General features: G+C 72.9%; 9 protein-coding genes. All 9 read left to right on the top strand.

Translation table 11 applies throughout. The annotated features are described in order from the left end of the window. The first annotated feature begins 687 nt into the window (after positions 1–687). Complete coding sequence (locus IH45_RS0117970; protein WP_030668767.1) at positions 688–2376, top strand: ABC transporter ATP-binding protein; 1689 nt, start codon at positions 688–690, stop codon at positions 2374–2376. Next, the gene (locus tag IH45_RS0117965; RefSeq protein WP_199810682.1) at positions 2351–4870 is read left to right on the top strand and encodes a penicillin acylase family protein; all 2520 of its coding nucleotides are present in this window, start codon (positions 2351–2353) and stop codon (positions 4868–4870) included. The genes IH45_RS0117970 and IH45_RS0117965 overlap by 26 nt, the downstream gene beginning before the upstream one ends. A gap of 106 nt (positions 4871–4976) precedes the next feature. Beyond that, positions 4977–6749 (top strand): acyl-CoA dehydrogenase, encoded by a 1773-nt coding sequence (locus IH45_RS0117960; protein ID WP_030668761.1) that lies wholly within the window; start codon positions 4977–4979, stop codon positions 6747–6749. Then, a complete protein-coding gene (locus tag IH45_RS0117955; protein WP_050514945.1) occupies positions 6746–7621 on the top strand; it encodes a 4'-phosphopantetheinyl transferase family protein in 876 nt (291 codons plus the stop codon). Before IH45_RS0117960 ends, IH45_RS0117955 begins: the two co-directional genes overlap by 4 nt. Before the next feature lie 130 nt (positions 7622–7751). Continuing rightward, positions 7752–8357 (top strand): response regulator transcription factor, encoded by a 606-nt coding sequence (locus IH45_RS0117950; RefSeq protein ID WP_030668756.1) that lies wholly within the window; start codon positions 7752–7754, stop codon positions 8355–8357. 118 nt (positions 8358–8475) lie between these two features. Beyond that, positions 8476–9681 carry a nucleotide disphospho-sugar-binding domain-containing protein gene (locus IH45_RS0117945; protein WP_030668754.1) on the top strand — a complete coding sequence of 402 codons (1206 nt, stop codon included), beginning with the start codon at positions 8476–8478 and terminating at the stop codon, positions 9679–9681. 60 nt (positions 9682–9741) lie between these two features. Then, positions 9742–11163 carry an NDP-hexose 2,3-dehydratase family protein gene (locus IH45_RS0117940; RefSeq protein WP_030668750.1) on the top strand — a complete coding sequence of 474 codons (1422 nt, stop codon included), beginning with the start codon at positions 9742–9744 and terminating at the stop codon, positions 11161–11163. A gap of 134 nt (positions 11164–11297) precedes the next feature. Next, a complete protein-coding gene (locus IH45_RS0117935) occupies positions 11298–12512 on the top strand; it encodes a nucleotide disphospho-sugar-binding domain-containing protein (RefSeq protein ID WP_050514944.1) in 1215 nt (404 codons plus the stop codon). A 101-nt stretch (positions 12513–12613) separates the two neighbouring features. After that, on the top strand, positions 12614–13702 hold the full coding sequence (locus tag IH45_RS0117930; protein WP_030668744.1) for a polysaccharide pyruvyl transferase family protein: 1089 nt from the start codon (positions 12614–12616) through the stop codon (positions 13700–13702). Positions 13703–13719: the final 17 nt, after the last annotated feature.

Below are 13719 nucleotides of genomic sequence, written 5' to 3'. Positions count from 1 at the left end.
ACTTCCCCCTTGCGCGCGCTCTTTTCTGGAAAAGCGCACGCGAAAATCGGCATTACGCGCGGAACCGGGTGCGCAGTGCACCGGGATGAAAAGAGAACGAGAACGCCCGGCAAACCATCTGGTACTTAAAAGGAAAACCAAAGCCGGGCAGTCCGTATCAACGTCCGACTGCGGGACTCAACGTCTGACTGCGGCGACGCGACCCTCGGTAGCGGCGGCGACAGGATGGCACCATCCCGGACACATGCCTCGAAACCCCCAAACAAGAACGCCGCAGCCAGGCTTCCCCCATGCCGCAGGCAGCGTAAGCGCGCACCGCTGGTCAGGCAAAGTGCAGCTAAAGCAGTGCGCTGCGGGCCCGCAGCAATTGCGGCCCGCGTGTGGTCACCGGAAGCCTATTTCAGGACGTTCACAGTGCGCAGTGATCCAGGTCACAACAAAGATCCAGTGGCGTGGTTGCGACGCCGGGCCACTCTCTGTGATGCTCGGGATCCACGGGGGCACGAAATACAGCCGCGTCGACATGCTGAACGCAGACGGATAACTGCGGTGACAGTCCGATGAATGCGCGCCTTCGCCGAATTGAACGGCTGAATAAGACGTGGTGTCCCGCCGGCAGGCGCACCGGAACGGCAGGAGTAAGTCGTGGGCAGGTCGGCCGAAGATCGATCGAGATCGTCACTACAGGTGCTGGTGAGCCTCCTCAATCCGTTCCGCTGGGTGCTGGTCGGCGTCTTCGTCCTGCAACTCGCGGCGCACGGGACGGCGTTGGTCCAGCCCTTGGTCGCCAGCAGCGTCGTCGAAGGCGTCCGGGAGAACGGCGGCCTGTGGGGCCCGGTGACCGCCCTCGCGGTGATCGCCGTGGTCGGCATGGCGCTCAACTACGTGGGGGTGTACGTCCACGGGCGCGTCGGCCAGAGCTTCGTGCTGCGGGTACGCAACGACCTCGCCCGGCGGATCTTCGGGGCGCGCGTCCCGGAGGTCGAGGGCGCGTCGACCGGCGACATGCTCTCCCGCGTGGGCGCCGACACCACGCTGCTCCAGCAGACCATCATCCGCAGCACGATCGAGCTGCTGATCGTCCCGTTCACCATCGTGATCACGGTCGTCCTGATGCTGGTCATCGACCCGCTGCTGGCCGTCCTCGTGATCGTCATGCTCACCGTGGCCACCGCGGTGGAGAGCTGGGCGTTCCAGCGGGTCACCGTGCAGTCCGAGCACGCGCAGAACTACCTCGGCGCGATGACCGGCGTCCTCCAGCGCGTCCTGCTGGCCTTCCGTACGGTCAAGGCGTCCCGCACCGAGAAGGCCGAGGCCGCCGCCTTCGGCAAGGAGGCCGCGGGCTCCTACCGCGCCGGGGTCAAGGCCGCGCGCACGGAGGCGGTGGCCGAAACCGCCGCGCTCGGCTCGGTCGAAGTGACCTTCCTGCTGGTTCTCGGCATCGGGGCGATCCGGGTCAGCGCGGGCGCGCTGTCCATGGGCGACCTCGTGGCCATCCTGCTCTACGTCGTCTACATCCAGGAGCCCATCGGCTCGCTGGTCGCCTCGGCCGGCCGCCTCTCCGAGGGCCTGGCCGCCGCGCGCCGGGTGGACGAACTGCTCCAGCTCCCGCCGGAGGCCACCGCCCCCCGCGCCGCGGCCCCGGCCGACGGGCGGCCGGTGCCCGGACTGCGCCTGGACGACGTCACGTTCGGCTATCCGAACCGCGAGGTGCTGCGCGGCGTCACCATCGACGCGCCCAAGGGCATCACCGTGCTGGTGGGGCCGTCGGGCACCGGCAAGACCACCGTCCTCAGCCTGATCGAGCGGTTCGTCGAGCCGAGCGGCGGACGGGTCCTGCTGAACGGCACGGACATCCGCGAACTCGAACTCGCCGAGCTGCGCGGGCGGGTCTCCTACGTCCAGCAGGAGGCGCCGCTGCTCGGCGCGACCGTCCGGGACGCCGCCTCGTACGGGGTGGACGACGTGGACCCCGTACGGCTGGAGAAGATCCTCGACTCGGTGGGCCTGATGGAGTGGGTCCGCAGCCTGCCCGACGGCCTGGACACCGAGGTCGGCGAGCGCGGTGTGCACATCTCCGGCGGGCAGCGGCAGCGGCTGGCGGTCGTCCGGGCCCTGCTGCGCGACAGCGAGGTACTGCTGCTGGACGAGGCGACCTCGCAGCTGGACCCGCACAACGAGCGCACCCTGCTCGACTCGCTGGCCGTGCACGCCAAGGACAAGATCGTCATCGCGGTGACCCACCGGATGCCGATCGCCCTCCAGGCCACCCAAGTGATCATGATGGAGGACGGCCGGGTGCACGCGGCCGGCCACCACACCACGCTTCTGGAGACCGAGGACAAGTACCGTGCGCTTATCGCGGCTTCGACGTGAGAAGGGCGCGCGGCGCCTCCCTGTGCCGGAGGCGTCACCGGCCTCCGGCCACGGGACGCCGCGCCGCACGCCCGCCGGGTCATCGCCCCGTAACCCCGGCAAGTTATCGATCACGGCCCTCGCCGCCGTCCTCACCCTTGCCCTCACCCTGACCGGGTCCGCCCCTCCGGGGGCGGAGCGTCCCGGCACCGCGGCCGACATCCGCTACACCGCGTACGGCGTGCCGCACATCATCTCCGACACCTACCGGGGCGTCGGCTACGGCTACGGATACGCCCAGGCCAAGGACAACCTCTGCGTCCTGGCCTCGGTCTACCTGACCGTCGGCGCGCAGCGCTCGCGCTATCTGGAGCCGCAGGCCGCGCCCCAGCAGGGCCCCGCCGACCCGACGTTCGCCACGGCCCGCACCAACCTGGACAGCGACCTCTACTACCAGCAGGTCAACGACTCCCGCACCGTCGAGCGGGCCCTGCGGTCACCGTCCGGCCCCCGCGCCGAAGTACGCGAGATGGTCCGCGGCTACGTGGCCGGCTACAACCGCTACCTGCGCGACACCGGAGGAGCCGCCCGGATCTCCGACCCCGTCTGCCGGGGCGCGGCCTGGGTACGGCCCATCTCCGAACTCGACTTCTACCGGCACTACCACGCGCTGGCGACCGTCAGCGGCCAGGGCACGATGATCAGCGGCATCGCCACGGCCCGCCCCGACTCCCCCGGCGCACCCTCCGGCACGTCCCCGCACGCGTCCGCGAAGCCGCGCCCCGCACTCGGCAGCAACGCCATCGCCCTCGGCTCGGCGGGCTCCGCCAACGGCCGGGGCCTGCTGCTGGCCAACCCGCACTACCCCTGGCAGGGCGCCGAGCGCTTCTGGCAGGTCCAGTTGACGGTACGCGGCAAGATGAACGTCTCCGGAGGAAGCCTGCTGGGCGTACCGCTGGTACAGATCGGCCACACCGCGGACGCCGCCTGGAGCCATACGGTCTCCACGGCCACCACGTACGGCCTCTACCGCCTGCGCCTCCAGCCCGGCTCGCCGACGACCTACCTGGTCGACGGCCGCCCGGAACGCATGAAGAGCCGACGGGTCACCGTCCAGGTCACCCACCCCGACGGCAGCACTTCCCGCACCCACCGCACCCTGTGGACCACCCGCTACGGCCCGGTCACCCTGGGGACCGCCGAGAAGCCCCTCCCCTGGGACACCACCACGGCCTACGCGGTACGCGACGCCAACACCGGCAACTTCCGCGGCCTGAACACCTGGTTCGACCTGGACCACGCCCGCAGTGCCCGAGCCGTGTCCGAGGCGCTGGCCGGCAGCCTGGGCCTCCCGTGGGTCAACACCGTCGCCACGGACCGGCACGGCACCGTCCTCTTCGCCGGTTACCAGGCCGTCCCGCACATCACCGACGCCCTGGCGGCACGCTGCGCCACCGACCACGCGGCCTTCCGGAACACCGGCCTCGCCACACTGGACGGCGCACGCTCCTCCTGCGCCTGGGGCAAGGACCCGGACGCCCCCCACCCCGGCCTCCTCGGCGCCTCCCGCCTCCCCCATCTGCTGCGCACCGACTACGTGGCGAACTCCAACGACAGCGCCTGGCTGACCAACCCCGCCACCCCGCTGACCTCGTTCCCGCGCATCGTCGGCCCCATCGGCACCGAACGCACGATGCGCACCCGCATGGGCATCACCGCAGTACAGGAAGCGTTCCGTACCGAAGGCCGCATCTCACCCCACACCCTGCAATCCCTCCTCACGAACAACCGGAGTCTGACCGCCGAACTCGCCGCCCCCGCCATCGCCCGCCTCTGCACCGCCCTACCCGGCGGCGAGGCCCCCACCTCGGCCGGCGGCACCGTCCCCGTCGGAACGGCCTGCAAGGTGCTCGCCTCCTGGAACCAGCGCTTCACGGCCCACAGCCCCGGCGCCCTCCTCTTCGCCACCCTCTGGACCCGCATCATCCTGACCGCCGACGAAGACGCCCTCTGGCGCACTCCCTTCGACCCCGACCACCCGGTGACGACACCCCACACCCTCAACACCGACCTGCCCGAGGTACGCAACGCCCTGGGCGACGCGATCCAGGAGTTGCGCGCGGCGGAGGTGCCCCTGGACGCGCCAGTCGGCACCCGTCAGTACGTCTCCAAGGACGCCCCCGCCGCTCAGCGCGTCCCCGCTCCCACACGCGTCCCCACGCCCGGGGCGGACGAGCCGCTGGGCGTACTGAACCTGATCGTCACCGACCCGGCCTCCTCCGGCGACCAGCCCATCGTCCACGGCTCCAGCTTCATCCAGCTCGTCTCCTTCAACTCCACCCCCTGCCCCACCACCCGCTCCCTCCTCGCCTACTCCCAGTCCACGGACCGGACGTCTCCCCACCACGCGGACCAGGCGGAGCTGCTGGGGCGGGGGGAGCTGCCCCGGGAGAAGTTCTGTGAGGAGGAGATCCTGGGGGCGGAGGGCGTGCGGGTGGTGCGGGTGGCGGAGTGAGCTGACGCTCCAGGCAGCGTCAAGGCCGGGGGCACAGACTGACCAGGCACGTCATGGATGGACTCCACCCATGTGCGATCTGGACAGCCGACCCGGAAGTTGAGGGATGCCAGCACCCACGAGCACCGGGCAAGCCCTGGTGGAGGAATCCGTAGACGACCGCGTGGCACGCCTGGAGCGCCGTTTCGGCGACCCCGCCGATCCTGCCAACCCGCTGGGCTTCCGGGCTCTGCTCGCCGCCGACGAACGGCACGAACTCCTCGGCGCGGCCGGGGAACTGCTCGACGCGGAGGGGTTCGGCGCCGAGCTGGTACCGGCCGCGCTCGGCGGGCGGCTGGTGCGGGCGGACACCCTGGCGCGCTTCCTGCGGCCGGTCTTCCGGCGGGACATCGCGCTCGGCTTCGGGCACGGCATCACCTCGCTCTTCGCGGCCTCCGCGGTATGGGTCTCGGGCAGCCCCGAACAGCAGCGGTCGATGGCCCGGCTGCTGCGCGGCGGCGGCCGGGCGACCATCGTCCACCGCTCGCTGGCACACGGCAGCGGCCTGCTCGCCGGCGAGGTCACCGCCTCGCACCGGGACGGCGGCCACCGGCTCACCGGCAGCAAGGACATGGTGATCAACGCGCACCGTGCCGACGCCATGGTGGTGTACGCGCGCGACGACCCGGCCGGGCGGCCCGGTACCGGCACCCACTCGGTGCTGGTGCTGGAGCCCGGCCAACTGCCGCCCGGGCGGCTGCTCATGCTGCCGCGCAAAGCGACCAACGGAATGCGGGGCTGCTATTTCGGCGGTTACGCGTTCGAGGACTGCCGGATTCCGGACGGCGCGCTCGTCGGCGCGCCCGGCGACGGCGTACGCCTGGCCCTGCGCACCTTCCAGCTGAACCGCTCGCTGATCCCCGCCGCCGTCATCGCCTCCGTCGACACGGTGCTGCGCACCGCGGTACGGGCCGCGCTCGCCGGGCGCGGCGGCGGAATCGGGGGACGGCACCGTCCGCTGCTCGCCGGGGTCTTCGCCGACCTGCTGGCCTGCGACGCGATGGCGACCGCCGCGCTGCGCTCGCTCCACCTCGTACCGGAGGGAGCCCATCTGGCGGCGGCCGGGACCAAGTACCTGGTGCCCGACCTGCTCCGCGACGACCTGGAGGAGCTGGCCACCGTGCTGGGCGCCACCGGCTACCGCCGGGACGGCAGCCCCGGCGACGACGAGCGCGGCGCGCTGTCGAAGCTGCTGCGCGACCTGCCGGCCGCGGGGCTCGGCCATGCGGGCACCGCCGCCTGCCAGGCCGTGGTGATACCGCAGTTGCCGCTGCTCGCCAGGCGGTCGTGGTTCCGCGCCGCCGAACCGCCCGACGCGGTCTTCCGCCCCGGCGCGCCGCTGCCGCCGCTCGACCTGGGCGGACTCGGCCTGGCAGGCGGCGACGACTTCCTCGCCGCCGCCCTGACCGCCACGGCACGCCGGATCGGCGACCGCCGGGACCTCGGTGAGCACGGCTTCGCGCTGAAGACGCTGGCGCAGGCGTTCACCGGCGAGCTGTGGAAGCTGCACGACCGGTGCCGGGAGCCGGCCGCCGGTGACCGGGCGGCGCTCTCCAGCCCCGAGATGTGCGCCCTGGCCGACCGGCACGCGCTGCTCTCGGCGGCCGGCGCGGTGCTGGCGGTGTGGGAACGGCAAAGCGGTGCGGACACCTTCCTGGCCGACCCGGCCTGGGCGGTGCTCGCGCTGTCACGCCTCGGCGGCCGGCTGGGCCTCGCCCTGCCCGGGCCGCCGGAGGCTTGTGTGGACGCGGTGCTGCGCGAGGCGGTCGGGCGATTCCGTGCGGGGATCTCCTACGACCTCTACGCGGCACCGCTCGCGGAGGAAGGAGGCGGACCATGACCGGTGGGACGGCACGGCAGGCGGAACCCGGCACGTGGGAGCCGGCCCGTACGACCGTGGCGGAGCCGATCCTGATGCCCGGCATCGACGGGCCGTGGAGCAAGGTGCGGCAGTCGGTCAGCTGGCGAGGGCACGCGGTGGTGCACGGCTACTGGCAGCAGTGGCTGCCGGCCGCGCTCGCCGACCCCGAGCTGCGCAACCTGCTGGGCAGCCGCGACTGGCAGCGGTTCAGCGGGCTGACCGACCCGGAGGCCCGGTCGCGGTTCGCCGCGTCCCGGCTGATGGTGCGGTACGCGGCCGGAGCCGCCCTGCATGTACCGCCGGACAGCGTCGAGCTGGCCTACAAGCCCGGCGGGCGCCCGTATCTGCGCGGCTGCGACCAGGTGGACGTGAGCCTGAGCCACACCAAGGACCTGATGGTCGTGGGGCTCAACAGACGCGGGCGGATCGGGGTCGACACCGAGGTGGCGAGCCGGCGCGTGCGCTATGCCTCGGTCGAGCGGCAGTTGTGCACGCCCACCGAGCGCAGGCACCTCACCGCGCTGCCGGAGCCGGAGCGGGAGCGGGAGCTGCTGCGGATCTGGACCCTCAAGGAGGCGTACACCAAGGCGCTCGGCCAGGGCATGCGGATGGGTTTCAGCCAGTTCGGCTTCGGCCCCGACGGCACCACCCTGCGCACCCCGGACGGCCGCGAGGTCGGCGAGGGCGAGTGGTCGTTCGGCACCTTCTGGCTGCCCGACAGCTATCTGATCAGCGTGGCCTGCCAGGACGCCGGTCTGGAGAGCGGCGGCGACACCGCGGTGGGCACCATGCTCGACGAGGGCTTCCTCGGTGAGGTCGTGGACCTGCTGAGCCACCGGGACGGGCGGTAGCCGAACGGCGGGGCGGCCCCTCGTCGCCCGCACGCCCGGCGGGGTGATAATCGGATCACGGCCAAAATCCGACCGTCCGTGCGACACGTCACGCGCGCCGCACGGCCGGAACTCGCACAACGGGGGACATGTGATCCGGATTCTCATAGCGGAAGACATGCACATGCTGCGCCGGGCCCTGGTGGCGCTGCTGGAGCTCGAAGAGGACATGGAGATCGTCGCCGAGCTGTCCTCCGGCGCGGAGATCGTGCCCGCGGCGCAGTCGCTGCGGCCCGACGTCGCGATCCTCGACATCGACCTGCCGGGCACCGACGGCATCACCGCGGCGCAGGCGCTCTCCGCCGCGGTGCCGGAATGCCGCACGCTGATCCTCACCAGCCTCGGCCGCCCCGGCAACCTGCGCCGCGCGCTCGCCGCCCACGCCTCGGGGTTCCTGCTCAAGGACGCCGAGCCCGAGCAGCTCAGCGCCGCGATCCGGAAGGTGGCGGCGGGAGAGCGGGTGATCGACCCGCAGCTGGCGCTGGCGGCGCTGGACACCGGGGATTCGCCGCTGACCGACCGCGAGCTGGAGGTGCTCCGGTTCGCCGCGGACGGCGAGGAACCCGCGCAGATCGCGGCGAAGCTCTACCTCTCTGCCGGTACGGTGCGCAACTACCTCACCACGGTGGTCACCAAGCTCAACGCCCGCAACCGCGTCGACGCGATCCGCATCGCCCGGGAGGCCGGCTGGCTGTAGGGCCCCTCCCCCACGCTCCCTGCGGGCCCTGGGGTGTTCGAGACGGGCTCCAGCGGTTCTCCGGACCGGGTTCCTAGCGTCGTACGGCCAGCAGCCGGACGCGAGGGAGCCCGTTCAGATGCGCATCTTGTTCACCACCTACGCCGCCCGACCCCACCTCTATCCGCTCGTACCGACCGCGTGGTCGGCCATCGCGGCCGGCCACGAGGTACGGGTGGCGAGCACGCCGTCGCTGGCGGACGCCGTCGAGCGGACCGGCATTCCCTCGGTCACCGTCGGGCGCGACATCGACGCCGACTCCTGGTACTCCCGGAACGCCTTCGTGCCCCGCCGGGCATACGACGGCGAACCCGAGGACGCCGCCTGGGTGCGGGTCACCGACCAGCTGGCGCTGAAGCAGGCCGCCGTCGCGGAGGCGATGGCCGACGGCCTCGTCGACTACGGCCGGAGCTGGCGGCCGGACCTCGTCGTCCACGACCCGGTGACCTTCGCCGGCCCCGTCGCCGCGCAGGTGCTGGGCGTCCCCAGCGTCTGCCACCTGTACGGGATGGCGCGCCACCTCCGCCTGGAGATCGCCGACCGTACGGGCACGGAGCCGAACCCCGCGTTCCTCTCGCTCTTCGACCGCTTCGGCGTGGCACCGCGTGTCGACCCGACGCTGTGGATCGACCCCTGCCCGCCCAGCCTGCGCTGGCCCGGCCAGCGGGAGATCAGCCGCCGGCAGATCCGCTACGTCCCGTACAACGGGCCCGGTGCCGAGCCGGAGTGGCTGCGCACCCCGGGCCGCCGGCCGCGGGTCTGCGTCACCTGGGGCACGTCGCAGCAGAAGAAGATGGGCGTCGGCGTCATCGAGCTGTTCGGCCGGATCGTCCGGGCCGTCGCCGAACTCGACGTCGAGGTGCTGGTGACCGTCGGCGCCACCGAGCGGGAGCACCTGCGCCACCTCGGCGACCTGCCGGACAACGTCCGCCCGGTCGGCTGGGTGCCGCTGAGCGTCCTGGCGGACGGCTGCGCGGCCATCGTCCACACCGGCGGGACCGGAGTGATGCTGACGGCCGCCGCGCGCGGCGTGCCCCAGCTGGGCATCACCAAGATCCCGGAAGGGCGGTTCAACGTCGAGCGGCTGGCGGCCGTCGGCGCCGGCCTCCAGGTCGACCAGGACCGGGCGGACGCCGCGACCGTCAAGGACGCGGTCGCCCGCCTCCTCGACGACCCGCGCCACGCCGCCGCGGCCGCCGAGTTGCGTGCCGACATCGAGGCGCAGCCGCTGCCGGCCGACGCCGTGCCGGCCCTGGAAGAGCTGGCCGCCGCGGTCGCGCGGTAGGCCACCGGCCACCGCACCCGCCTGGTCACCCGTCGCCCTGTCGCACCGAGGAATTCGCCCATGACGAGAGCAGCGTTGCCCGAGGACGAGGCGGACCTGACGGCGGCCTTCGCCGCGTCGGCGCTCGCCGTGGACAGCCCGGTCACGCCCAACGACACCTTCGACACCTGGTTCGCCGAACGGCGCCACCGCAACGGCTTCACGGTGCGCCGCGTCCCCTTCAGGGAACTGTCCGGCTGGCGGTTCGCGCCCGGTACCGGGGACCTGCGGCACGACAGCGGGCACTTCTTCGCCGTCGAGGGGCTGCGCGTACGGACCGGCCGGGAGCCCGGGGCCACCTGGGACCAGCCCGTCATGAGCCAGCGGGAGATCGGCGTACTGGGCTTCCTGACCGCGGCCTTCGACGGGATACCGCACTTCCTGGTGCAGGCGAAGATGGAGCCCGGCAACGTCAACACCGTGCACCTCGCGCCCACCGTGCAGGCCACCCGCAGCAACCTCACCGGCGTCCACCGCGGCCGCGGCACCCATCACGCGGAGCACTTCGCGGCCCCGCGCGGCGGCCGGGTGCTCGTCGACAGCCTCCAGTCGGAACGCGGCTCGTGGTTCCTGCGCAAACGCAACCGGCACATGGTCGTCGAGGCCGCCGGGGAGGTCGCCGAGCACGAGGACTTCCGCTGGCTGACGCTGGGGCAGCTGCGCCGGCTGCTCTCGCGGAACAACCTCGTCACCATGGAGGCGTGCTCCGTGCTCTCCTGCCTGCCGCCGCTGCGGATACCGGAGAGCCGCGCACGGGACGCGTACGGCGCCGCGCTGCTCCGGTCGCTGTCCCCGGCCGCCCGTACGGTGCACGGCATCCACGAGGTGATCAGCGGCATCACCGAGCTCAAGGCCCGCTACCAGGTCGGGCAGCAGACCATCGGGCTCAACGAGGTCGGCGGCTGGGAGGCCGGCGAGGACGCGCTGCGGCGGCCGGACGGCAGGTACTTCGAAATCATCGGCACCGAGGTGTGGGCGCACAACCGCGAGGTGGCGCACTGGACCCAGCCGCTCCTGACACCCGCGCCGGGCGGCGTGTCCGCGCTGGTCACCAAGGTCATCGACGGTGTCCTGCACCTGCTGCTGCACGCCCGCACCGAGGCCGGCCTCATCGACGTCGCCGAACTGTGCCCGACCGTCCAGTGCACGCCCTCCAACTACCGCGACGTACCGCCCGGAGAGCGCCCGCGCTACCTCGACGACGTGCTCGCCGCACCGCCCGGACGCATCCGCTACGACACCGTCATCTCCGAGGAAGGCGCCCGCTTCTACCGGGCGGAGAACCGCTACCTGGTGATCGAGGCGGGTGAGGAGTTCGACACCCGTGTGCCCGACGACTTCATCTGGGTCTCCCTGGCCCAGGTGAGCCAACTCCTGCGGCACAGCTACTACTTGAACATGCAGGCACGCACGCTGATCAGCGCGCTGCACGCCGTCTGGTGAACCCCGGCCGACCGGAAGTGCAGCGGCGTTCGAGCGGCGCGGAACAGGATCCCGGCATGGAGTTTGCACAGGCAGTATCCGGATCGGCGACTCGGCGGGCACGCGGCACCGCGGCCCCGTCGGGGCGTGCCCGCGTGCTCTTCGTCACCTGGGCCGCGCCCGGGCACCTCTTCCCGATGGTGCCGCTGGCCTGGGCCCTGCGGAGCGCCGGCCACGACGTACGCGTCGCGGCGCCCCCCTCGTGCGAGCAGGCGATCACCCATGCGGGCCTGCCCGCGGTGCCCGTCGGACACCCGGTCGACCTGAAGTCGGCCGGGCGGCGCGAGGACTTCAAGGCGTGGTACGACAGCGACTGGGCGGCCGGCTGGGCGTCCCGGCCCGAGGTGCTGAGCGACGCCCAGGCCCGTACGCTGCGCGCGGCCACCACCCGGCAGCTCGTGGTGGCCGACGCCATGCTCGGCGACCTCGTGGAATTCGCCACCCGGTGGCGGCCCGACATCGTCGTGCACGATCCGCTCTCCTTCGCCGGGCCGGTGCTCGCGGCCGTCCTCGGAGTGCCGAGTGTCGCCCACGGCTGGGAGGTCGGCACGGTCATCGGCACCGAGCTCGCCGACCGGCGCGGCACGGCGTATCTCCCCGGCTACCTGGAGCTGTTCGCGTCGTACGGCGCCACGCCGCGGCCCGCCACCCGCACCCTGATCGACCCGACACCGCCCGGCATGCGGCTCGGCGACACCGTCGAAGTCGACCGGCTCCCCATCGGCTACGTGCCCTACAACGGTCCCGGGGCCGTACCGCGGGGCCTCCCGGGGCCCGCCGACGGCCGGCGCAGGCCGCGGATCTGCTTCACCAGCGGCATCGCGCTGAGCAGGTCCAGCGGCGAGACCGTCACCCGCGCCATCGGCGACATGGCCGCCATGACCGACGGCGTCGACGCGGAGGTCATCCTCGCGATCGGCCCGGGACAGCGGCACCTGCTGCCCGAACTGCCGGACCGGATGAAGGTCGTGGAGTCGGTGCCCTTCCACCTCCTGCTGCCGCTGTGCGACGCGGTGGTGCACCACGGCGGCGCGGGCACCGCGATGACCGCCGTGCACTGCGGGGTGCCGCAGCTCGTGCTCCCGCAGTCGCCGGTCTACTCCGAGACCGGCCACGGGGTCGCCGCGGGCGGCGCGGGCATCACGCTCACCGGTGCGGGCCGGCGCCCCGACACGGCCGCGCAGGCGCTCGCCGAACTGCTCGCGGACGGGCACCACCGCACGGCGCTGGACACACTCCGCGACCAGATCGCGCAGGCACCGTCCCCGGCCGAGTTCGCGGGCCGGCTGCTGGACCGCATCCGCGGGTGACACCGGCGCCGCCGGGCCGCACCGCCCGGCGGCGGTGCCACCACCGAACCGAACGCACACCCTCACCGGCGGAGGAGTCCGCCGACCGGAAGGAGCCGACCATGGGCGCGGTCCACTACCTGATCGCCGCGGCGGGGATACCGAACTACGGCGACGAGGTGATCGCCGCGGGCTGGCTGCGCCACCTGGCCCGTACCGCGCCCCGGGACGAGGTGGTCCTCGACTGCGTCGGACCGCGGCGGGCACGGGAGGTTCTGGGAACGCTGCACCCCCGGGTGCGGTTCACCGACACCCTGTGGCGGCTGTCGCGGGCGCCGGGCCGGCCCGGCCCCGACGAGGCGGTCTCGCGGGTGGCCGACGCGGTCCTCGCCCCGCGGGCATCCGACGACCCCGGGCTGCGCACGCTGCTCGGCGCCGACGTGGTGCACCTGCTCGGCGGCGGCTATGTCAACGGCCTGTGCCCCGGCCATCTCGGGCTGCTCGCCGGCGCCGGCGCCGCCGCCCGCCGTACGGGCAGCCGGGCCGCGCTCACCGGCCTCGGGCTGTGGCCGGCCTTCAGCGACGAGGGGGCGGCGCTGCGGCGCGCCGTGGAGCCCTTCTCCGTACTCGACGTACGGGACGAGGTGTCCGCGGCGAGCCTCGGCCGGGACGACGTCAGCTGCACCGGTGACGATCTCTTCCTGGACCTGGGCGAGCACCTGTACCGGGACGGCGACGTGCCGGGCGTGATGGTCTGCGCGCAGAGCATCGAGCTGCTGGACTTCATGCACAGGACCGTCGAGTCGTGGGGAGTCCGGGAGGACGGCCTCGGGATCGTCGAATGCGATCCGGGCGACGACCACGAGGTGTTCGCCGAGGCGGCCCGGCGCTGGCCCGCGGCCCGTCGCTACACCGCCGGGTCCCTGCTCACGGAGGGCTTCCCGGCGGCCCCGGGGCAGGTGTGGATCACCTCGCGCTTCCACCCGCACCTCGTCGCCGCGGCGGCCGGCGCCGCGGGCGTCGCGGTGGACCACGGGCCCGCCGGCTACTACTCCGTCAAGCACCGCTCGCTCATCGACCGCGGCTCGGGCTGGACACTGCTGACCACGCGCGACCTGCCCGTCCGGCCCGGCGCGGGCGGGTACCGGCTGGAACTTCAGGCGGAGTACCGGGCGGTCAAGCAGCGCATCGCCGCCGCGATCCACGGCTGACCTGCCGCGCGGCGGTG

The sequence above is a fragment of the Streptomyces rimosus subsp. rimosus genome (assembly GCF_000720725.1).
In the GTDB taxonomy this organism is placed as follows: domain Bacteria; phylum Actinomycetota; class Actinomycetes; order Streptomycetales; family Streptomycetaceae; genus Streptomyces; species Streptomyces rimosus_A.
Note: the sequence above shows the minus strand (reverse complement) of the source record. Positions and strands in the feature narration are given on the sequence as shown.

Bases quoted from the DNA above. Each gene is read 5' to 3' on its own strand.
- IH45_RS0117960 (WP_030668761.1), top strand. From the start codon at position 4,977: ATGCCAGCACCCACGAGCACCGGGCAAGCCCTGGTGGAGGAATCCGTA.
- IH45_RS0117955 (WP_050514945.1), top strand. From the start codon at position 6,746: ATGACCGGTGGGACGGCACGGCAGGCGGAACCCGGCACGTGGGAGCCG.
- IH45_RS0117945 (WP_030668754.1), top strand. From the start codon at position 8,476: ATGCGCATCTTGTTCACCACCTACGCCGCCCGACCCCACCTCTATCCG.
- IH45_RS0117940 (WP_030668750.1), top strand. From the start codon at position 9,742: ATGACGAGAGCAGCGTTGCCCGAGGACGAGGCGGACCTGACGGCGGCC.
- IH45_RS0117930 (WP_030668744.1), top strand. From the start codon at position 12,614: ATGGGCGCGGTCCACTACCTGATCGCCGCGGCGGGGATACCGAACTAC.